Annotated in this window: 14 protein-coding genes; 10 read left to right on the top strand and 4 right to left on the bottom strand. The window is 70.5% G+C overall.

Going from position 1 to position 20,906, the window contains the following annotated elements; all coding sequences use genetic code 11:
• Positions 1-3: 3 nt before the first annotated feature.
• The 3 genes from ABEA87_RS23380 to rhaI all read right to left on the bottom strand — a co-directional run bounded on the left by ABEA87_RS23380 (position 4) and on the right by rhaI (position 4,830).
• Complete coding sequence (locus ABEA87_RS23380) at positions 4-1,506, bottom strand: rhamnulokinase (protein WP_345632843.1); 1,503 nt, start codon at positions 1,504-1,506, stop codon at positions 4-6.
• Positions 1,503-3,542 (bottom strand): bifunctional aldolase/short-chain dehydrogenase, encoded by a 2,040-nt coding sequence (locus ABEA87_RS23375; RefSeq protein ID WP_345632841.1) that lies wholly within the window; start codon positions 3,540-3,542, stop codon positions 1,503-1,505. Before ABEA87_RS23375 ends, ABEA87_RS23380 begins: the two co-directional genes overlap by 4 nt.
• Before the next feature lie 121 nt (positions 3,543-3,663).
• The gene (gene rhaI / locus ABEA87_RS23370) at positions 3,664-4,830 is read right to left on the bottom strand and encodes an L-rhamnose isomerase (RefSeq protein WP_345632839.1); all 1,167 of its coding nucleotides are present in this window, start codon (positions 4,828-4,830) and stop codon (positions 3,664-3,666) included.
• A 195-nt stretch (positions 4,831-5,025) separates the two neighbouring features.
• Here rhaI and ABEA87_RS23365 point away from each other — a divergent pair, with 195 nt between their 5' ends.
• From ABEA87_RS23365 to ABEA87_RS23340, 6 genes are all read left to right on the top strand, one after another.
• On the top strand, positions 5,026-6,042 hold the full coding sequence (locus ABEA87_RS23365) for a LacI family DNA-binding transcriptional regulator (protein WP_345632837.1): 1,017 nt from the start codon (positions 5,026-5,028) through the stop codon (positions 6,040-6,042).
• A 400-nt stretch (positions 6,043-6,442) separates the two neighbouring features.
• Positions 6,443-7,960 (top strand): sugar ABC transporter ATP-binding protein, encoded by a 1,518-nt coding sequence (locus ABEA87_RS23360; protein ID WP_345632835.1) that lies wholly within the window; start codon positions 6,443-6,445, stop codon positions 7,958-7,960.
• A 37-nt stretch (positions 7,961-7,997) separates the two neighbouring features.
• Positions 7,998-9,038, top strand: coding sequence for an ABC transporter permease (locus ABEA87_RS23355; RefSeq protein WP_345632833.1), 1,041 nt, complete (start codon positions 7,998-8,000; stop codon positions 9,036-9,038).
• Complete coding sequence (locus tag ABEA87_RS23350) at positions 9,031-10,080, top strand: ABC transporter permease (RefSeq protein WP_345632831.1); 1,050 nt, start codon at positions 9,031-9,033, stop codon at positions 10,078-10,080. Before ABEA87_RS23355 ends, ABEA87_RS23350 begins: the two co-directional genes overlap by 8 nt.
• 48 nt (positions 10,081-10,128) lie before the next feature.
• Positions 10,129-11,223: a rhamnose ABC transporter substrate-binding protein gene (gene rhaS, locus ABEA87_RS23345; RefSeq protein ID WP_345632829.1), complete on the top strand. Its 1,095-nt coding sequence runs from the start codon at positions 10,129-10,131 to the stop codon at positions 11,221-11,223.
• Positions 11,224-11,310: 87 nt separating this feature from the next.
• The gene (locus ABEA87_RS23340) at positions 11,311-11,631 is read left to right on the top strand and encodes an L-rhamnose mutarotase (RefSeq protein ID WP_345632828.1); all 321 of its coding nucleotides are present in this window, start codon (positions 11,311-11,313) and stop codon (positions 11,629-11,631) included.
• Between the two features lie 169 nt (positions 11,632-11,800).
• Here ABEA87_RS23340 and ABEA87_RS23335 read toward each other — a convergent pair whose 3' ends face one another.
• Positions 11,801-13,060: an alpha/beta fold hydrolase gene (locus ABEA87_RS23335; RefSeq protein WP_345632826.1), complete on the bottom strand. Its 1,260-nt coding sequence runs from the start codon at positions 13,058-13,060 to the stop codon at positions 11,801-11,803.
• Between the two features lie 242 nt (positions 13,061-13,302).
• Between ABEA87_RS23335 and ABEA87_RS23330 the strand changes: the two genes are divergently transcribed.
• From ABEA87_RS23330 to ABEA87_RS23315, 4 genes are all read left to right on the top strand, one after another.
• Positions 13,303-15,765 carry a discoidin domain-containing protein gene (locus tag ABEA87_RS23330; RefSeq protein ID WP_345632824.1) on the top strand — a complete coding sequence of 821 codons (2,463 nt, stop codon included), beginning with the start codon at positions 13,303-13,305 and terminating at the stop codon, positions 15,763-15,765.
• A gap of 255 nt (positions 15,766-16,020) precedes the next feature.
• Positions 16,021-19,419, top strand: coding sequence for a glycoside hydrolase family 3 C-terminal domain-containing protein (locus ABEA87_RS23325; protein WP_345632822.1), 3,399 nt, complete (start codon positions 16,021-16,023; stop codon positions 19,417-19,419).
• Positions 19,420-19,517: 98 nt separating this feature from the next.
• Entirely contained in the window at positions 19,518-20,216 is a 699-nt protein-coding gene (locus ABEA87_RS23320; RefSeq protein ID WP_345632821.1) for a helix-turn-helix transcriptional regulator, read from the top strand.
• Positions 20,217-20,284: 68 nt separating this feature from the next.
• Complete coding sequence (locus tag ABEA87_RS23315; RefSeq protein WP_345632819.1) at positions 20,285-20,767, top strand: DUF3291 domain-containing protein; 483 nt, start codon at positions 20,285-20,287, stop codon at positions 20,765-20,767.
• The last annotated feature ends 139 nt before the right edge of the window (positions 20,768-20,906 follow it).

The following is a 20,906-nucleotide window of genomic DNA, read 5'->3' as shown; positions in this document are numbered from 1 at the left end:
CGGCTACTCCCGTCCGATCCGGGCGGCGGCCTTGTCCCAGGCGCCCGAGTCGCCGCGGGGCTCGAAGTGCCGCAGCGGCTGGGTCGCGGCGACCAGCCCCCGCATCGCGGGCAGATCGGCCGGCCCGCCGTCGGCCCGGGCCTGGATCAGCACGTTGCCCAGGGCGGTCGCCTCGATCGGCCCGGCGACCACGGGCAGCCCGCACGCGTCCGCCGTCAGCTGGCACAGTAGGTCGTTGCGGGCGCCGCCGCCGATGAGATGCACGACCTCGACGGTACGCCCGGACAGCCGGGCGGCGGCCCGCAGGGCGGCCCGATGCCCAAGCGCCAGGCTCTCCATAATGCAACGTACGTACCCGGGGCGCCCGGCCGGCGTCGGCTGGTCGGTGCGGGCGCAGTACGCGTCGATGCGCGAGGGCATGTCGCCGGGTGCCAGGAAGCTCGGGTCGTCGGGGTCGATCAGCGAGCCGAACGGCGCCGCCGAGGCCGCCGCGGCCAGCAACGCACCGGTGTCCGGTTCGTGCCACCCGCGCTGGCACTCCTGCAGCAGCCACAGTCCCATCACGTTGCGCAGATACCGGATGGTGTTGTCGACCCCGAGTTCGTTGGTGAAGTTCGCATCCCGGCTGTCCGGGGACAGCACCGGGGCGGGCAGCTCGACACCGACCAGCGACCAGGTACCGGTGCTGATGTAGGCGAAGTTCGGCACGGACGCCGGCACCGCCACCACCGCGGAGGCGGTGTCGTGCGAGGCGACCGCGACCAGCGGCAGGTCCAGCCCGGTGTGGGGGAGCAGGGTGCCGATGGCCGAGCCGGGCTCGCGCAGTTCGGGGAACAGCTCCGGGCGCAGCCCCAGCCGGTCGATCAGGCTCCCGGCCCACCGCCCGGCCCGCGCGTCGAACAGGCCGGTGGTGGACGCGTTGGTGCGTTCCGCCCCGGTCTGTCCGGTCAGCCAGTAGCCCAGCAGGTCGGGGACCAGCAGCAGCCGCCGCGCCGCGGCCAGCCGTGACGGGGGCTCGGCGAGCAACTGGTAGATGGTGTTGATGGGCAGGTGCTGCGTGCCGGTGACGGCGTAGCGTTCCGGGTCCGGTACGGCGACGGCCTCGGTGCGCGGGTCCCGGTAGTGGTACGGCAGGCCGAGCAGCGCGCCGCGCTCGTCGAGCAGCCCGTAGTCGACGGCCCACGAGTCGATGCCGACCGAGGCCAACCCGTCGCCGCAGTGGCGCAGCCCGGCCAGCAGCTCCCGGTACAGCCGCAGGATGTCCCAGTGCAGCCCGTCGGGCAGCCGTACCGGCTCGTTGGGGAACCGGTGCGCCTCGGTCAGCTCCAGGCGGCCCGCGCCGACCTCGCCGATCATGACCCGGCCGCTGGCCGCGCCGAGGTCCACGGCCGCGTATCTCCGGCTCACCGAAGCCTTGGCCGGGCCGGGTCTGGCCGCCTTACGGCCGGCCACGGCCGGCCCGGAATCCCGGGCCGGCCGTGCCTCGTGCTCGTCTGCTGTCGTCATCGCAGGAACGCTGCGGCTACCCCGGCATCGACGGGGACGTGCAGCCCGGTGGTGTGCGACAGGTCCGGGCCGACCAGGGTGAAGACGGCCGCGGCCACGTGCTCCGGGAGCACCTCCCGCTTCAGCAGGGTGCGCTGCGCGTAGTAGGCACCCAGGTCCTCCTCCTTCACGCCGTAGACCGCGGCGCGCTTGGCGCCCCAGCCGCCGGCGAAGATGCCCGAGCCGCGCACGACACCGTCGGGGTTGACCCCGTTGACCCGGATGCCGTACTGGCCCAGCTCGGCGGCGAGCAGCCGGACCTGGTGCGCCTGGTCGGCCTTTGCCGCGCCGTAGGCGACGTTGTTCGGGCCGGCGAAGACGCCGTTCTTGCTGGCGATGTAGACGATGTCGCCGCCCATGTTCTGCGGCACCATCACGGTGGCCGCCGCGCGGGAGACCAGGAAGGAGCCGCGGGCCATCACGTCGTGCTGGATGTCCCAGTCCTGGATCGTCGTGTCCATCAGCGGCTTGGAGATGGACAGCCCGGCGTTGTTGACCACCAGGTCGACACCGCCGAAGGCGAGCACGGCGGCCTTCAGGGCGGCGGCGATCTGCTCCTCGTCGGTCACGTCGACCGCCACGGCGATGGCCGCGTCCGGGCCACCGATGCCCTTGGCCACGGCCTCGGCCGCCGCGCCGTCCCGGTCGGCGACCACGACGCAGGCGCCCTCGGTCGCCAGCCGGACGGCAGTGGCCTTGCCGATGCCGGAGCCGCCGCCGGTGACGAACGCGATCCGGGTGGCCAGCGGCTTGGGCTTGGGCATCCGCCGCAGCTTGGCCTCTTCCAGCTCCCAGTACTCGATGCGGAACTTCTCCGACTCGGGGATCGGGGCGTACGTCGACAGCGCCTCGGCGCCGCGCATCACGTTGATGGCGTTGATGTAGAACTCGCCGGCCACCCGGGCGGTCTGCTTGTTCACGCCGAAGGAGAACATGCCCACGCCGGGTACCAGCACGATGGCCGGGTCGGCGCCGCGCATGGCCGGCGACTCGGGGGTGGCGTGCCGGTTGTAGTAGGCCGCGTAGTCCTCCCGGTACGCCTCGTGCAGCTCCTTGAGCCGGGCGCTGACGTCCTCGAGCGACGCGGTCGGCGGCAGGTCCAGCACCAGCGGGCGCACCTTGGTGCGCAGGAAGTGGTCGGGGCAGGAGGTGCCCGCTGCTGCCAGCCGCGAGTGCTCGGCTCGGGACAGGAACTCCAGTACCACCGGGCTGTCGGTGTAGTGGCCGACCTGCGCGCGGTCGGTGGAGGCCAGCCCGCGCAGGAGCGGGAACAGCGCGGCGGCGCGCTCGCGCCGCTGCGCCTCGGGCAGCGGGGCGAAGTCCGGCAGTTCGGCGCCGAATGGGTCGGCCTTGCCGTGCTGTTCGATGAAGGCGGCGGCGGTGCGGATGATCTCCAGCGAGTTCGCCTCGCACTGCTCCGAGGTGTCGCCCCAGGCGGTGATCCCGTGGCCGCCGAGCACGGCGCCGATGGCCTGCGGCTGGCTGTCCTTGATGGCCGCGATGTCCAGACCCAGTTGGAAACCGGGCCGGCGCCACGGCACCCACACCACGCGGTCGCCGAAGCATTCCTTGGTCAGCGCCTCGCCGTTGGCCGAGGTGGCCAGCGCGATGCCGGAGTCCGGGTGCAGGTGGTCGACGTGCGCCGCGTTGACCAGGGCGTGCATGGCGGTGTCGATGGACGGCGCCGCGCCACCCCGCCCGTGCAGGCAGAAGTCGAACGCCGCGACCATCTCGTCCTCGCGCTCGATGCCGGGATACACCGAGGGCAGCGAGCGCAGCCGGTCCAACCGCAGCGCGGCCAGGCCCGCCTCGGTCAGCGTGCCCAGGTCACCGCCGGAACCCTTGACCCACAGCAGCTCCACCTGCTCGCCGGTCACCGGGTCGGTCTCGGTACCCTTCGCGGAGGTGTTGCCACCCGCGTAGTTGGTGTTGCGCGGGTCCGCGCCGAGCCGGTTGGAGCGGGCCAACAGCTGCGCGACAGTCTCATTCACGCTCATGCGCCCGCCTCGCTCCGCTCGCCGGACGCATGAGGCACGTCCACCCTGTAACTCTGATTCCTGATCCTCACGGGAAGAGCGGCTTCGCCGCGCTCGCCCTGCTGACGCTCACTCATGCTTCTCATGCTCCCCAGCCGGCCTGGTGGCCGCCCACTCGCTCGTTGACAATCTTTGTTGCGTAGTCGGTGCGTGCGTACGCCGCCATCGGATCCGGGTCCAGCCCCTGCTCCTGCCGCAGCTCGACGAGCAGCGGCCGGACGTCGGTGTTGTACGCGTCCATCAGTACCGCGTTGGCGCCGAGTACGTCACCGGCCTGTTGCGCGGCCGACAGTGCCGGCCAGTCGACCAGCAGCGCCTTGGCGGTGGCCTCCTGGACGTTCATCACCGACCGGATCTGCGCCGGGATCTTCGGCTCGATGTTGTGGCACTGGTCGAGCATGAAGTTCACCCCGGAGGAGGCGGAAAGCCCTCCGCCGCGCACCACCTCGTGCATGATGCGGAACAGCTGGAACGGGTCGGCCGAGCCGACCATGAGGTCGTCGTCGGCGTAGAACCGGGAGTTGAAGTCGAAGGCGCCGAGCTTGCCCGCGCGCAGCAGCATGGCCACGATGAACTCGATGTTGGTGCCCGGCGCGTGGTGTCCGGTGTCCACCACTACCTTCGCCTTCTCGCCCAGCGCGACGCAGTGCGCGAACGAGGTACCCCAGTCGGGCACGTCGGTGTGGTAGAAGGCCGGCTCGAACAGCTTGTACTCCAGCAGCATCCGCTGGCCGTCGCCGAGCCGGTCGTACACCTTGGACAGTGACTCGGCCAGCCGGTCCTGGCGGGCGCGGAAGTCGTCCTGGCCGGGGTAGTTGGTGCCGTCGGCGAACCAGAGCTTCAGGTCGGGCGAGCCGGTCGCGTCCATCACGTCGACGCACGCGAAGAGGTGGTCGACCGCCTTGCGGCGCACGGCCGGGTCGGCGTGCGTCACGCTGCCCAGCATGTAGTCGTTGTCCTGGAAGGTGTTGGAGTTGATGACGCCGATGCGCACCCCAAGGCTCTCGGCGTGTGAGGCAAGCTTGTGATAGTCGTCGACCAGATCCCACGGGATGTGCAGGGACACGGTGGGCGCGACCCCGGTGTAGCGGTGCACCTGGGCGGCGTCGGCTATCTTCTCGAACGGGTCGCGGGGCACACCGGCCTGGGCGAAGACCTTGAACCGGGTGCCAGAGTTACCGAACGCCCACGATGGCAACTCGATGCGCTGGGACGCGAGGGCCGCCTTGACGGCGGTTCTGTCTGTCATGAACTACTGCTCCTGCTCTGTCACCGTCGAGGGAGGGGCGTTGCACGCGTCAAGATTCGGGTTCACGATGCCTGTGTCGACTGAGCGTCACCTCAGGAGGCTTGTGAATCGTTTCATGAACCGTTATACTAAGCGTCCCCCCTGTGGGCGTCAAGACTGAGCCTTCTCGGCCCTGTGAAATCGAGACGGAGCGACATGGTCAGCATCAAGGACGTGGCGCGGCGCGCCGGCGTGTCGGTGGGCACGGTCTCCAACGTCATCAACCGGCCGAGCTACGTGTCGCCCGATACCCGTGCGCGGGTCACCGCCGCCATCGACGAGCTGGGCTTCGTGCGCAGCGAGTCCGCGCGCCAGCTGCGGGTCGGCCGCAGTCGCACCATGGCACTGCTGGTGCTCGACATCGCCAACCCGTTCTTCGTGGATGTCGCGAGGGGTGCCGAGCGGGTGGCCCGCGGCGCCGGGCTGGGCGTGATGCTGTGCAACAGCGGCCATGACCCCAATGTGGAGGCCGAGTACCTGTCCCTGTTCGCCGAGCAGCGGGTGCGGGGGGCGCTCATCACGCCGGCCGACGCCAACGGCGCCAACGTGGAGTCCTTCAAGCGCCGGCAGATCCCGTTCGTCATGGTTGACCGGGTCGGCCCGTCCGACGACGTGTGTTCGGTGTCCATCGACGACGAGGTGGGTGGCGAGCTGGCCGTGCGGCACCTGATCCGGGCCGGGCACACCCAGATCGTCTACGCCAACGGGCCGTCCACTCTGGCCCAGTGCCGTGACCGGCAGACCGGAGCCGAACGGGCGATCGCCGAGGCGGGGTTGCCGCCCGAGGCGCTGACCGTGATCGAGGCCGACCAGATGACGGTGGCCTCCGGCCGGGACGCCGGCTCCCGCCTGCTCGGCCTGGCCAGTCGCCCGACCGCGGTGTTCTGCGTGAACGACCTGGTGGCGCTGGGTGTGCTCCAGGCGATGTTCGCCGCCGGGGTGCGGGTGCCCGATGACGTGGCGATCGTGGGCTACGACGACATCGAGTTCGCCGCCGCGGCGGCGGTACCGCTGACGTCGGTGCGCCAGCCCGCGTTCCGGATGGGGCAGGCCGCCACCGAGCTCCTGCTCGAGGAGGCGGGCGACGAGGCCGAGCGGCACCAGCACCGGCGCGTGGTGTTCCAGCCCGAGTTGGTGGTGCGCGCCTCCAGCCCGGCCTCGCTGCGCCGCTAGCGACCGCCGGGTAACCGACGACGCTTGCGTGACCGACGACTTTCTCAAGCCGGCGACTTTCTGTAACCGGCGACCGTCCGCAACCAGCAAGCGCCGCGCGACTGGCGACCGGTGCGTCACCGGCGCACCGCCGCGCCGGTGACGGGTCGCGGAAAGTGGCTGCTAGCGGGCCGGGAAAGTTACAGCTGGGTCTCGGGGTCCAGGGACTTATTGACACCCTTGAAACCCCTCAGTAGTGTCTGTGCTCACGGTATGAAACGATTCACGGTATCTCTGACCAGGGGCTCACTGAGCTGGGAAGAGACCGGATGCGTGACACGGGCATCGGGATCCGTCGTGGCATCGCCACGAATCAGGTCAAGTTCATTCTGGGAAGGACGTTCGTCGTGGAGCGTCAGTCGTGAGTTCGCCGGCACAGGGGCCACCCGTGCTGGCGCTGCGGGGGGTCGGTAAATCGTTCGGGTCGGTGCGCGCCCTGCAGGACGTGTCGCTGGAGCTGTACGCCGGTGAGGCGCACGCGTTGGCCGGCGAGAACGGCGCGGGTAAGTCGACCCTCATCAAGGTGCTGGCCGGGGTGCACCGCCCGGACACCGGGCAGGTGCTGCTCGACGGGCAGCCCCTCACGTTCTCGGGTCCGGGCGACGCCCGCGACGCCGGGGTGGCCGTCATCTATCAGGAGCCCACGCTGTTCCCCGACCTGTCGGTCGCGGAGAACATCTACATGGGCCGCCAGCCGCGCCTGTCGAGGCAGCTGGGGCGCATCGACCGGCGCAAGCTGCACACCGATACGGCGGCGCTGTTCGCCCGGCTCGGGGTGGCGCTGGACCCGGCCGCTCCGGCGCGCGGGCTGTCCATCGCCGACCAGCAGATGGTCGAGATCGCCAAGGCGCTGTCGCTGAACACCCGGGTACTCATCATGGATGAGCCCACCGCGGCGCTCACCCCGGGCGAGGTGAGCAGGCTCTTCGGGGTGGCCACGGCGCTGCGCGAGGAGGGTGCCGCGGTGCTGTTCATCTCGCACCGGCTCGAGGAGGTCTTCGCCCTCTGCCAGCGGGTCACCACCCTGCGCGATGGCAGGTTCGTAGCCAGCGAACCGGTCGAGGGACTGACGGCCGACGAGTTGGTGCGCCGGATGGTCGGCCGGCACCTCGACGCGCTGTACCCGAAGGCCGAGGCGACCATCGGGAACGTGGCGCTGGAGGTCGAGCGGCTGACCCGCGAGGGCGTGTTCACCGACGTCTCGTTCACCGTGCGTCGCGGCGAGATCGTGGCGCTGGCCGGCCTCATCGGTGCCGGCCGCACCGAGGTCGCGCGGGCCGTTTTCGGAATCGACCGGTGGGACGCCGGCCGGGTGACCATCGGCGGCAGGCAACTACCCGCCGCCTCGCCCACGGCCGCGATGGCCGCCGGGGTGGCCCTGGTACCCGAGGACCGCCGGGCGCAGGGCCTGGTGATGGGCGCGTCGATCGAACGCAACCTCGGCCTGACCAGGCTCAAGGCGCTGCGCCGGGCCGGGCTGATGAGCCGCGGCCGGGAGCGCAGCCAGGCCGCAGACTGGGCGCTGCGCCTGCAGCTGAAGTACGCCCGGCTGTCCGACACGGTGTCCACGCTGTCCGGCGGCAACCAGCAGAAGGTGGTGCTGGCCAAGTGGCTGGCCACCGAGCCGAAGGTGCTGATCGTCGATGAACCGACCCGGGGCATCGACGTGGGCACCAAGGCCGAGGTGCACCGGCTGCTGTCCGAGCTGGCCGGGCGCGGGCTCGCGGTACTGATGATCTCCTCGGATCTGCCCGAGGTGATCGGCATGGCCGACCGGGTGCTGGTGATGCGCGAGGGGCGGCTGGTGGCGGAGATTCCCCGCGCCGAAGCGACCGAGGAGACGGTCATGTCCGCCGCCACCGGGCAGGTGAAGGTATGAACGCCAGGCTTGCCGGGCGCGAGTCCGGGAGCGGCCGATGAGCGCCGCCGTCCAGCAGTCGGTACCGCAGGCGCCGGCCGGTAAGTCGGAGTCGAAGGCGTTCGTCGAGCGGATCCTGCGCGTGCGCGAGCTGGCTCTGCTGGTCGTCCTCGCGGTTCTGATCATCGGTACCGAACTGGGCAACCACCGGTTCCTGTCGCAGCAGGGCGTCAAGGACCTGATGCTGAACGCGGCCATCCTGGTGATCGTCGGCATCGGCGAGGCGACCGTGGTCATCACGCGCAACGTGGACCTGTCGGTCGGTTCGACGCTGGGCATCACCGCCTTCGCGGCCGGTGACTTCCTGGGCGGCGGGGGCAACCCGATCCTGGCCGTGGTGGTGGCGGTGGCGCTGGGCGCCGCGTTGGGACTGCTCAACGGCTGCCTGGTCAGCTTCGGCCGGGTACCGTCGCTGGTCGTCACGCTCGGCACGCTGTACATCATCCGGGGCGTGGACTCGATCTGGATCGGTTCACGGCAGATCGTGGCGACCGACCTGCCGCGCGGCTTCGTCAATCTGGGCCACGGCGGGCCGTTCATCCTGCCGTACCTGGCGATGATCGGGGTCGCGGTGCTCCTGCTGGTCGGGTTGTACCTGCGCTCCTACCGCAGTGGGCGGGAGCTGTACGCGATCGGGTCCAGCCCGGAGGCGGCCCGGCTCGCCGGTATCGCCACCCGCAAGCGGATCACCGCGGCGTACCTCTTCTGCGGCGCCCTGGCCGGTCTCGGTGGCGCCCTGTACCTGGCCCGGTTCGGCAACGTCGACTCCGGCACCGGTAACGGCTACGAGCTGACCGTGGTCAGCGCGGTGGTGGTCGGCGGCGTCGCGTTCACCGGCGGGTCCGGCAGCGTGTACGGGGCGGCCCTGGGCGCCGTCCTGCTCACCAGCATCAACAGCGTCCTGCCCAGCCTCGGCGTGGATTCGTCCTGGGAACAGGCCATCGACGGCTTCCTGCTGCTTGCCGCGATCGCGGTCGACCGGCTGGTCGCTCTGCGCGTAGCGAACGTGTTGCGAAGGAGGAATGTCCGCCATGGCTGAGTCGACGCGGGCCGCGCGCGGCGGCCGGGTGGGTGCCCTGGTGCGCTGGGACACCAGCGTGGCCCTGCTGGTCATCGTGGTGCTCATCTACGGCTTCGCCGGGGTGGCGAACTTCGGTTCCGCGATCAACCTGTCCTTCCTGATCGGCAACACGATCGCCATCGCCATGGTGGCGCTGCCGATGACCATGCTGGTGGTGGCCGGCGAGGTCGACCTGTCGGTCGGCTCGATGGTCGGCCTGTCCAGCGCCCTGATGGGCGCGCTGTGGAACTCGAACATCCCGATCGACTACGTCATCGTGATGTGCCTGCTGGCCGGTGTGCTCGGCGGCCTGCTCAACGGCTGGCTGGTGACCCGGCTCGGGCTGCCCTCGCTGGCGGTGACCATCGGTACGCTGGCCGCCTACCGGGGCCTCGCGCAGATCATTCTGGGCGCCAACGCGGTGACCGACTTCCCGCAGAACTTCCTCAACTTCGGCGCGGGGCGGATCGGATCCACCTTCATCCCGTACACCTTCATCCTGTACGCCGTGCTGCTGGTGGCCGCCGTCATCGTGCTGCACGCCACGGGCATCGGCCGGTCGCTGTTCGCCATCGGCGCCAACCGGGAGGCCGCGTTCTTCGCCGGTATCCGGGTCAAGCGGCTCAAGTTGGCGATGTTCATCCTGACCGGAGTCATCTCGGCGCTGGCCGGTGTGGTGTGGACGCTGCACTACGCCAGCGCCCGCTACGACAACGCGACCGGCCTCGAGCTGTCGGTCATCGCGGCGGTGCTGCTGGGCGGCGTCGACTTCGACGGCGGCAGGGGCACGCTCGGGGGTGCGGTCGCCGGAGTGGCGCTGCTGGGCCTCCTGCAGAACCTGATGAGCCTGTCCGACGTCTCCGCTCAGTCGCAGACCGTCGTGACCGGCGTGCTTCTGGTCGTCTCCGTGCTTGGGCCGCGCGTCGCCCGGCAGGTTCGGGACGTCATCCGGCGACGGAGATCCGCCGCTGCCGTTCCGTTGGTCACGGCATCATCTCCGGAGACCCCGGGCGATGCCTGAGCGATCCGTTCGCACCGATCTCACCTCCCACCTCGAAGGGAAACCATGATGGGAATCCGGTTCTCCGCGCCCGGTCGGCGCCTGGCGGTGACCGTGGCCGGTGCCGTGGTCCTCGCCACGGTGGCCGCCGGCTGCGGCGGCGCGACCAAGAGCTCCACGGACAACAGCGGCTCGGGTGCCGCCGCCGGAGCGGGTCCGGCGAACCCGAACGGGCAGATCAAGAAGGGTCTGAAGATCGCCTTCCTGCCCAAGGCGACCAACAACCCGTACTTCACGGTGCTGGACTCGGGCGGTAAGAAGGCGGTCGAGGCCGTCGGCGGGCAGTACAAGGAGGTGGGCACCAGCAGCGCGACCGATACGGCCGGCCAGGTGTCCTATGTGAACACGCTGACCCAGCAGGGCGAGAACGCCATCATCCTGTCGGCGCAGGACCCGAACGCGCTGTGCACCTCGCTCAAGCAGGCGATGTCCGCGAAGGTCAGTGTCGTCACGTACGACTCGGACACCGCCCAGGACTGCCGGCAGGTGTTCATCAATCAGGCCAGCGCGGAGGCACTCGGGCGCTCCGAGGTGCAGCTGCTGGGCAAGGAGCTGAACTACCAGGGCGACATCGCGGTGCTGTCCGCGGCGCAGACGGCCACCAACCAGAACGCCTGGATCGGGTTCATGCAGGACGAGCTGAAGGACCCGAAGTACGCGAAGATGAAGCTCGTCAAGGTCGTCTACGGCAACGACGACGCGCAGATGTCGTTCCAGCAGACCCAGGGCCTGCTGCAGTCGGACCCGAACCTCAAGGGCATCATCGCGCCGACCACGGTGGGCATCAAGGCGGCCGCTCAGTACCTGGACGGCTCGCAGTACAAGGGCAAGGTGCAGCTGACCGGCCTCGGCGACCCGAACGACATGCGCCAGTACGTCAAGGACGGCACGGTGCAGGCGTTTGAGCTGTGGGACGAGGTCAAGCTCGGTGAGCTGGCCGGGTACACCGCCGCGGCGCTGGCCTCGGGCATCATCACCGGCGAGAAGGGCCAGAGCTACACCGCCGGCGAGCTGGGCAAGTACACCATCGGCGACAACGGCGAGGTGGTCCTCGGCGACCCGACGGTGTTCAACGCGCAGAACATCGACCAGTACCAGTTCTAGAGCCACCCGCGCCCCGGGGGCCCGCGCAGGCGGGTCCCCGGCGGCGTGCGGGGGCCGCGACCCAAACACCGGAAGGACGGACGCACCATGCGACGAATCTGTTTCCTGCTCAAGGTGCGTGCCGAGTGCATCGACGAGTACCGGCGCCGGCACGAGGCCGTCTGGCCGGAGATGTGCCAGGCGCTGCACGACACCGGCTGGCAGAACTATTCACTGTTCCTCCGAGAGGACGGCCTGCTGGTCGGTTACCTCGAGACGGAGGACTTCGAGGCGGCCAGGGCGGCGATGAACGCCACCGACGTGAACGCCCGCTGGCAGGATGAGATGGGCCCGCTGTTCGAGGCGCTGGACGGCACCGCGCCCGATGAGGCCATGCGGCCGTTGGCCGAGATCTTCCACTTAGCGTGAATCATCGGGCGGCGCGACCGGCCGGTTCGCGCCGCCACGCCGGGCCCCCAGCGGACAGCCCGAGGTCCGGCCCGCCGGCATTTCGGGACCGTCAGATCATGGTGGGGATCCCCCCTCCTGGGGCGGATCGCCACCATGATTTCGAGCGGGTGGGCTCGCGATGGCTGGGTCAGCAGCGGCCGGCGGCCATGTCCATGAGCCGGCCGAGCACCCGCGGGCCGGCCACCCGCACGCCGTCGTGCTCGTACTCGTTGGTCACCCAGACCCGGCTGTTCGCGACCGCGGCGGCCGTGCCCAGCTGCAGGCCCGCGTCGACGTACATGTCGTCGAAGTAGACCACCGCGAACAGCGGCACCTCGTTGTCGGCCAGCCGGGCCGGATCGTACAGCGCCGGCCAGTCGTCGGCGGCGGCCAGCAGGTCGGCGGCCTCGGCGAACGGTGCCAGGGCGGCGATCTCCCGGAACATCCAGGGGTACATCATCTCGCCGGTGAACAGCAGCGGATCGGCGTCGGCTGAGAATTCCGGCCGCTGGTCCAGGGCACGCTGCGCCGCCCAGCGGGTCGGTGCGCCCGGCTGCCCGTAGCAGTACTCCTGCAGGGCGAACAGGGGGCCCTCGGTGAACCCGGTCGCGGCCATCACCTGGTGCCGGAAGACGTCGGACAACTCGCCGCGCTGCCACGCCTCCTCCAGCATCCAGTGCACCCGGGTGAACCCGTCGCCCATGCCGAAGTTGTTGCCCAGCAACCGCAGCCGCCGGGTGGTCAGCCGGTCGCCGTCGGGCAGCCGCACGTCGGTCGAGTCCAGGTGATCGGCGATCTCGCGAACCAGCGCCGCGTCCTGCGGGAAGCGCCGGTAGTACTCACGGTTCTTCGCGGCCACCCGCGGGTAGGTCCGGGCGTACACGTCGTCCGCGGTCACCGACAGGCCGGCCAGCCCGCCGGTCACGAAACAGGTACGCAGGCCCTGCGGTGCCCGGGACAGGTAGGTGAGGGTGACGAACCCGCCGTAGCTCTGCCCGAGGGTGTCCCAGGTGGCTCCGCCGGCGATCCGGGCGCGCAGGATCTCGGCGTCCGCCACGATGCTGTCGGCGCGCATCAGCCTCAGGTAGGTGGCCAGTCCCCGGGGCTCGATGCCGGCCATGGTCCGGGCGTTCACCGGGGTGCTGCGGCCGGTGCCGCGCTGGTCGAGCAGCAGCACGCGGTGGGTGTTCAGCGCGTGGCCCAGCCAGCTGTCCGGACCGGTCGGCCGGGGCGACTTGCCGCCGGGGCCGCCCTGCAGGAACAGTAGCCAGGGCAGCTGCTCGCCGGCCTTGTCGGCGGCGACCACCTCCCTGGCGAACACGTCGATGGTCGGACCGTCCGGGTCGGCGTGGTCCAGCGGCACCGCGACGACGTGGTCCTTGACGGCCAGTCCCGAGATCATCACCATGCCGCTACGGTACCGGCCGGCGTCGATCCCGCCGCACGCGGCGCGGGAGCGTACTCCGGCACGCGCGAGACCTTGACAGGGTTGGGACGGCGCCGTACACATTCAGGTCATAGAGAGCGCTCTCTTATTCCGTCCCGTACCACCTCCGGCCAGGAAACGACCACGTTGCGGCGTGCCGTGCCGCGGGTGAGTCGCGTCCGGGCCGGAGCTGAGAGCGCGATCTGCGCTGGACAGGAGACATCGTGTCCGTTCTACCGCGCATTGGCCGCAGCACCGGCCGCGAGCCGAGATCACCCAGGAGGCTGTCCGGGCTGGCCGCGCTGGCGCTGCTCGCCGGGTGCCTGACCGGCGCCGTGAGCGCCACCGTGATCGGCGCCCCCGCGGCGCTGGCCGACCCGGTCCCACCGCCGCCGTCGGGCTGGACGACGGTGTTCGGCGACGACTTCGCCGGTACGGCCGGCTCGCCGCCGGCGGCGGCGAACTGGTTCTACGACATCGGCACCGGGTACGGCACCGGCGAGCGGGAGCAGACCACCAACTCGACCAACAACGTGTACCTGGACGGCAACGGCCACCTGGTACTCAAGGCGATCAACAACGGCGGGACGTGGACGTCCGCCCGCATCGAGAGCACCCGGGACGACTTCCAGGCCCCGCCCGGCGGGAAGCTGGAGATGACCGCGTCCATCCAGCAGCCCAACCCCGCCAACGGGCTGGGCTACTGGCCTGCCTTCTGGGCCCTGGGCTCGCCGATGCGCGCCGGTGGCGGCTGGCCACAGTCCGGTGAGATCGACATGATGGAGGACGTCAACGGCCTGAACGAGGCGTCCCAGACGCTGCACGACTCGGCCAACAGCCCCGGCCACGCGCTGATCCCGTGCCCCGGCGCGGGCTCCACCTGCCAGACCGGGTACCACACCTACTCGGTCATCATCGACCGGACCAACACCAGCGCCGAAACCCTGCAGTTCCTCATGGACGGCGTGGTCGAGAGCACCATCACCGAGGCGTCGGTGGGCACCGCGGCCTGGCAGGCGGCGATCGACCACGGGTTCTTCATCATCTGGGACCTGGCCATGGGCGGCAACTACCCGGACGGCATCTCGGGCCAGACCACGCCGACCGCGGCCACCTCCTCGGGCGCGTCGATGAGCGTGGCCTACGTGGCCGTGTACGAGCAGGGCGGCAACTCCACGCCGACCGGTGCGGCCACCGCGACCGGGCCGGTGCACGGCATCAACGGGCTGTGCCTGACCAACCAGAACTCGCTGAACACCGAGGGTAACCCGATGGGTGTGAGCGCCTGCAACGGTACCTCGGGCCAGAACTGGTCGCCGTACAGCGACGGCACGGTACGGGTGCAGGGCGGATGCCTGGACGTGGTCAGCGCCGGTACGACCAGCGGAACCAACGTCGACTGGTACCCGTGCAACGGCACCAACGCGCAGCTCTGGACGCACCAGGCCAACGGTGAGCTGGTCAACCCCAACTCCGGCCTGTGCCTGTCCGATCCGGGCGGCAACACCGGCGCCCGGCTGGTCATCGAGACCTGCACCGACTCGGCCCAGCAGCAGTGGACCCTGCCCACCGGCAGCGGCGGCGGTGGTGGCAACACGGTGACGGTGACAGGCCCGGGCAACCAGAGCGCCACCGTCGGCAGCCCGGTCAGCCTGCAGATGCACGCCAGCGACTCGGCGTCCGGCCAGACCCTCACGTACAGCGCCGCCGGCCTGCCCGCGGGCCTGTCCATCAACGCCTCCTCCGGGCTGATCTCCGGCACCCCGACCGCCGCGGGTACCTCGAACGTCACGGTCACCGCCAGGGACACCACCGGGGCGGCCGGCGTCGCGTCGTTCAGCTGGACCGTGAACCCGAACGGCGGCGGGACGGGCACCTGCGGTACCACCAATGTGGCGCTGGGCCGTCCGGCGACCGCGTCGTCCACGGAGAACGCCGGGACGCCGGCGGCCGACGCGGTGGACGGCAACGCCGGGACCCGGTGGTCGTCCGGGTTCGCCGATCCGCAGTGGCTGCAGGTGGATCTGGGGTCGACCCAGTCCATCTGCCAGGTGGTGTTGAACTGGGAAGCGGCGTACGCGACCGCGTACCAGATCCAGACGTCGGCCAACGGCACCACCTGGACCACCGTCTACTCCACCACGACGGGCACCGGCGGCGTGCAGACCCTGAACGTGTCCGGCTCCGGGCGCTACATCCGGGTGTACGGCACGGCCCGGGCCACCCAGTACGGGGATTCGCTGTGGGAGTTCGGCGTGTACACGACCGGCGGCGGTAGCACCGGGGGCGGCTGCGGCACCACCAATGTCGCGCAGGGCCGTCCGGCGACCGCGTCGTCCACGGAGAACGCCGGGACGCCGGCGGCCAACGCGGTGGACGGCAACGCCGGGACCCGGTGGTCGTCCGGGTTCGCCGATCCGCAGTGGCTGCAGGTGGATCTGGGGTCGACCCAGTCCATCTGCAAGGTGGTGCTGAACTGGGAGACGGCGTACGCGACCGCGTACCAGGTCCAGACCTCGGCCAACGGAACCACCTGGACGTCGATCTACTCGACCACCACCGGCACCGGCGGGGTGCAGACCCTGACCGTGTCCGGCTCCGGGCGTTACCTGCGCGTCTACGCCACCGCTCGGGCCACCCAGTACGGCGACTCGCTCTGGGAGCTGCAGGCGTTCGCCAGCAGCTGAGGGCGGACCACGCAGCGACGGGGCCGCGGGCAGTCGCCCGCGGCCCCGGACCGCGTGCCGACCCTCCGCACAGATCTTTTAGAGCTTAAATTTTCTGCCGTTGAACCCTTGACAGGGCATCGACACTACGACGAGTCTCTATCTCCAAGACGTTCGCTCCCGGCCCGCCCGCGGACCGCGGAGACTCCATCGCCACGCCTGACGCGCCGCACCGCGGTGCGGCCCGCCCGTGCGCCCGTCCCCCCGGGAGTCTTCATGCGCCACGCCTTACCCCGAGCCAGACGCCTGCTGCCGCGCGCCGGCGCCGCCCTGCTGCTCGCCATCGGCGGGCTCGGCGTGGCCGGCACCGCCGCGCACGCCGCCACCCAACCGTGGATGAACACCGCGCAGACCCCGCAGGATCGGGCCAATGAGCTGCTGGCCGCGATGACCCAGGCGGAGAAGCTGACGATGCTGCACGGCGGCGCGTCGTGCGGGTACGTCGGGTGCGTGGACGGCAACACCCGCCTGGGTATTCCGCCGCTGCACCTGCAGGACGGCCCGGTCGGTGCCGGCGACGGGTTCACCGGCGTGACCCAGCTGGCCGCCCCCGTGGCCGGCGCGGCGAGCTGGGACACCGACCTGATGCGGCAGTACGGCCAGGTGCTCGGCGCCGAGCAATGGGGCAAGGGCACCAACGTGGTGCTCGCGCCGACCATCAACATCGTGCGGGACCCGCGCTGGGGCCGGGCCTTCGAGTCGCTGGGTGAGGACCCCTACCTGGCCGGGCAGCTGGCCGCGACGGAAATCCAGGGCATCCAGAGCCAGGGCCCGATGGCGCAGGTGAAGCACTACGCGGTCTACAACCAGGAGACCAACCGCAACTCCACCGCCGACAACGCGATAGTTTCCGACCGCGCGGAGCGGGAGATCTACCTGCCGGCCTTCCAGGCCGCCATCCAGCAGGGCCAGGCCGACTCGGTGATGTGCTCGTACTCCGCGATCAACGGCCCGTTCGCCTGCGAGAACGGCCCGCTGCAGAACGGCATCCTCAAGGGGGAGCTGGGCTTCACCGGGTTCGTCACCTCCGACTGGGGAGCCACCCACTCCACCGTCGCCTCGGCCAACAACGGCCTGGACATGGAGATGCCCGGCAACACCTACTACGGCACCCCGCTGACCTCGGCGGTCAACTCCGGTCAGGTGTCACAGTCCACAATAGACGACCACGTACGGCGCATCCTGGTGTCGATGTTCCGCCAGGGGCTGTTCGACACCGCGCAGACCGGCTCCACCGGTGCGGTGGTCACCACCAGCGCGCACGCGGCCGTAGCCAAGCAGGTGGCGGCCGAGGGCAGCGTCCTGCTGAAGAACTCGTCGGTGCTGCCGATCGGCTCGTCGGTGCACTCGATAGCGGTGATCGGTGACGACGCCGGCACCGACGCGATGTCCCAGGGCGGCGGCAGCGCCGGGGTCAACCCGCCGTACCTGGTCACCCCGTACCAGGGCATCAGGACCCGGGCCGGATCGGGTGCCACGGTCAGCTTCGCGCAGGGCGTGGCCTCGTCCAGCGGGCAGCTTCCGCCGGTGGACACCTCGTACCTGACCCCGTCGTCGGGCACCGGCACCGGCCTGTTCGGCCAGTACCACAACAGCACCGACCTGTCCGGTGCCGTGGTGGCCAGCCGGGTCGACGGAGGCGTGGACGCGGTGTACGGCGGCGCCTCCCCGGCTCCCGGGGTCAACGCCACCAACTGGTCGGTGAAGTGGACCGGCACCCTGCACCCGCCAACCACCGGCAGCTACCAGTTCTCGCTCAACAGCGACGACGGCAGCCGGCTGTTCGTCAACGGCCAGCAGGTCATCAACAACTGGTTCGACCAGGGGCCGACCACCCGCACCGGCACCGTCAACCTCACCGCCGGCCAGGCGGTCAGCATCGAGGTCGACTACTACCAGGCGGGCGGCGGCTCGAACGTGAGCCTCGGCTGGCAGGTCCCCGGCCAGTCGCTGCACGATCAGGCTGTCGCCGCGGCGCGCAACGCCAACCTCGCGGTGCTGTTCGTGGACAAGTTCGAGTCCGAGGGCGGCGACCTGGCCAATCTCGACCTGTCCGCCGACCAGAACCAGTTGGTGTCCGACGTGGCGGCGGCCAACCCGAACACCGTGGTGGTCGTCAACAGCGGCTCCGCCCTCGCCTTGCCCTGGGCCAACTCGGTCAAGGGCATCATCGAGAACTGGTACCCCGGGCAGGAGGACGGCAACGCCATCGCCTCGCTGCTGTTCGGCGACACCAACTTCTCCGGCAAGCTGCCGGTCACCTTCCCCGCATCCCTGGGCGACGTGCCCGCGCACACCACCGCCCAGTGGCCCGGCCAGAACGGCACGGTCCAGTACTCCGAGGGCATCGACGTCGGGTACCGCTGGTATGACAGCCAGAACAAGACACCGCTGTACCCCTTCGGCTACGGGCTGTCCTACACCACCTTCGGCTACACCAACCTCACCGTCTCCGCCCCGGACTCGGCCGGCAACGTCGCCGTCGGCTTCGACGTGACCAACACCGGCACCCGCGCCGGCGCCGAGGTCGCCCAGGTCTACGTCGGCCAACCCGCCGCCACCGGGGAGCCACCGAAGAACCTGCGGGGCTTCCAGCGGGTCACCCTCAACCCCGGCGCCACCCAGCACGTCACCGTCGCCCTCGACGCCCGCAGCTTCCAGACCTGGACCAACAACACCTGGACCAACTCCGGCGGCACCAACCAGATCTATGTCGGCTCCTCCTCTCGCGACATCCGGCTGACCGGCCAGGCCACCATCGCCGGCGGCAGCACCGGTGGCGGCGGGACCGGCACCCAGACCGCGCTGTCTCGTACGGGTTGGACCGCCACGGCGTCGGTGAGCAGTGCGACGGATGTGCCGGCCCGGATGTTGGACGGGGACAGTGGTACCCGGTTCAGTACGGGGGTGCCGATGGCGAATGGTCAGGCCGTGACGGTGGACATGGGTGGTACCCATAGCGTTGATCAGATCACGATGGACTCGGCCGGTAGTGTGAACGATTTCGCGCATGGTTATTCGGTGAGCCTGTCGACGGACGGGGTGAACTGGGGCTCGCCGGTGGCGACGGGTGTGGGTAGTGCGGCGTTGGTGACGGTGTCGTTCCCGGCCGCGAACGCGCGGTACATCCGGGTGACCCAGACCGGTTCGAGTTCGTCGTGGTGGTCCATCGCCGAGTTCAACGCGTACACCGGTGGCGGCACCGTCCCGCCGCCACCGACCGCGCTGTCGCGTACGGGTTGGACCGCCACGGCGTCGGTGAGCAGTGCGACGGATGTGCCGGCCCGGATGTTGGATGGGGACAGTGGTACCCGGTTCAGTACGGGGGTGCCGATGGCGAATGGTCAGGCCGTGACGGTGGACATGGGTGGTACCCATAGCGTTGATCAGATCACGATGGACTCGGCCGGTAGTGTGAACGATTTCGCGCATGGTTATTCGGTGAGCCTGTCGACGGACGGGGTGAACTGGGGCTCGCCGGTGGCGACGGGTGTGGGTAGTGCGGCGTTGGTGACGGTGTCGTTCCCGGCCGCGAACGCGCGGTACATCCGGGTGACCCAGACCGGCTCCAGCAGCTCCTGGTGGTCCATCGCCGAGTTCAACGCGTACTCCTGAGTCCGAGGTCTTTCCGTCCGGCCGCCCGAAGCTGGCCGGGCCGCCGTCCGGGCGGCCCGGCCAGGGCGCCGTCCCGTGCGGGGCGTTAGCGTGGAGACATGTCGGTAGAGTCGATCGGTGTGCTGCGCGAGCCGGCGCGCCGCGCGGTGTACGAGTACGCGGTCGATCGCGGGGAGCTGGTCAGCCGCGACGAGGTGGCGCAGGCGCTGGGCATGGGGCGCACCCTCGCCGCGTTCCACCTTGACCGGCTGGCGGATGCCGGCCTGCTGGAGGTCTCCTACGCGCGGCGGTCGGGGCGCAGCGGCCCGGGAGCCGGCCGCCCGGCCAAGCTCTACCGGCGCTCCGATACCGAGCACGAGGTGAGCCTGCCGCCGCGGCGCTATCAGGCGGCGGCCGGGCTGCTCGCCGAGGCGCTGGAGCGCTCCGGCGCCGACGAGCGGCTGTTCGAGGTGGCCCGCGAGCGCGGCCGTGCGGCCGGCGACCGGTCTGGGTCGTCGCGCGGCGCCCGCCGCGCCGAGCCGGACCGGTCGAGGGAGGCGGAGAACGCCGAGTTGGTCGAGACGCTGGCCGGGCAGGGGTACGAGCCAGCGCGGCGGGACGGGTCGATCGTGCTGCGCAACTGCCCGTACCACGGGCTGGCCCGGGACTTCCCGCCGCTGGTGTGCGGCATGAACCTGGCCTCGGTGCAGGGCCTGATCGAGGGGCTGGGCTGCCGGGGCGCGGTGGCCCGGATGGCGCCCGAAGCAGGCGGGTGCTGTGTCGTCATCGACACGCCGGTCGGCGACGCCGCCCCGTGAAGCAAGGCCCCCGCTTCTAAAAACAAGACAGATTGACATAGAGGGCGACGTCATGGTGTGCTCGCACCATGACCGCCTATCACCTCGCCCAGTTGAACATCGCGCGTCCGCGCGGACCGCTCGACGGCCCGCTGATGGCCGACTTCATGTCCCGACTCGAGGAGATCAACGCGCTGGCCGACGCCGCGCCGGGGTTCGTCTGGCGCCTGGTCGGGGAGGGTGGCGCGGACGCCACGGCGCTGCGCCCGTACGGCCCGGACGTCATGGTGAACCTGTCGCTGTGGGAGTCGGTCGAGGCGCTGTACGACTTCACGTACCGCACCGCCCACCTCGACGTGCTGCGCCGCCGCAGGGAGTGGTTCCATCACGATGACCTGCCGGCGTACGCGGTGCTGTGGTGGGTGCCCGCCGGCACGATCCCCACGCTCGAAGAGGCGCACGAGCGGCTGACCATGCTGGCCAGCGACGGCCCGACGGCCCGCGCCTTCACCTACCGCGCCCCATTCCCGGCGCCGGCGACGTCGCCGACCGGGGAGCCCGCGAACGCCTGAGGCGCAAGGTTCTCCGGGCCCATCACCGCGCGGGCGCCGGCGGTCCATAGTGGAGCGCCGGCGGCGCGCGGACTATACCTGTCGGCCGCGACGATAACTAGGGGCATTTGATCCACAGCACAGGGTGAACCGATTGAGA

This window comes from Rugosimonospora acidiphila (genome assembly GCF_039543385.1).
Lineage (GTDB): Bacteria > Actinomycetota > Actinomycetes > Mycobacteriales > Micromonosporaceae > Rugosimonospora > Rugosimonospora acidiphila.
The sequence above is the reverse complement of the archived record's forward strand: the minus strand, read 5'-3'. Positions and strand labels throughout refer to the sequence as shown.

What these genes read in the sequence shown, in the direction of transcription:
- ABEA87_RS23380 (WP_345632843.1), bottom strand. Translation starts at nt 1,506, where the DNA reads ATGACGACAGCAGACGAGCACGAGGCACGGCCGGCCCGGGATTCCGGG.
- ABEA87_RS23375 (WP_345632841.1), bottom strand. Translation starts at nt 3,542, where the DNA reads ATGAGCGTGAATGAGACTGTCGCGCAGCTGTTGGCCCGCTCCAACCGG.
- rhaI (WP_345632839.1), bottom strand. Translation starts at nt 4,830, where the DNA reads ATGACAGACAGAACCGCCGTCAAGGCGGCCCTCGCGTCCCAGCGCATC.
- ABEA87_RS23365 (WP_345632837.1), top strand. Translation starts at nt 5,026, where the DNA reads ATGGTCAGCATCAAGGACGTGGCGCGGCGCGCCGGCGTGTCGGTGGGC.
- ABEA87_RS23355 (WP_345632833.1), top strand. Translation starts at nt 7,998, where the DNA reads ATGAGCGCCGCCGTCCAGCAGTCGGTACCGCAGGCGCCGGCCGGTAAG.
- ABEA87_RS23350 (WP_345632831.1), top strand. Translation starts at nt 9,031, where the DNA reads ATGGCTGAGTCGACGCGGGCCGCGCGCGGCGGCCGGGTGGGTGCCCTG.
- rhaS (WP_345632829.1), top strand. Translation starts at nt 10,129, where the DNA reads ATGGGAATCCGGTTCTCCGCGCCCGGTCGGCGCCTGGCGGTGACCGTG.
- ABEA87_RS23340 (WP_345632828.1), top strand. Translation starts at nt 11,311, where the DNA reads ATGCGACGAATCTGTTTCCTGCTCAAGGTGCGTGCCGAGTGCATCGAC.
- ABEA87_RS23335 (WP_345632826.1), bottom strand. Translation starts at nt 13,060, where the DNA reads ATGGTGATGATCTCGGGACTGGCCGTCAAGGACCACGTCGTCGCGGTG.
- ABEA87_RS23325 (WP_345632822.1), top strand. Translation starts at nt 16,021, where the DNA reads ATGCGCCACGCCTTACCCCGAGCCAGACGCCTGCTGCCGCGCGCCGGC.
- ABEA87_RS23320 (WP_345632821.1), top strand. Translation starts at nt 19,518, where the DNA reads ATGTCGGTAGAGTCGATCGGTGTGCTGCGCGAGCCGGCGCGCCGCGCG.
- ABEA87_RS23315 (WP_345632819.1), top strand. Translation starts at nt 20,285, where the DNA reads ATGACCGCCTATCACCTCGCCCAGTTGAACATCGCGCGTCCGCGCGGA.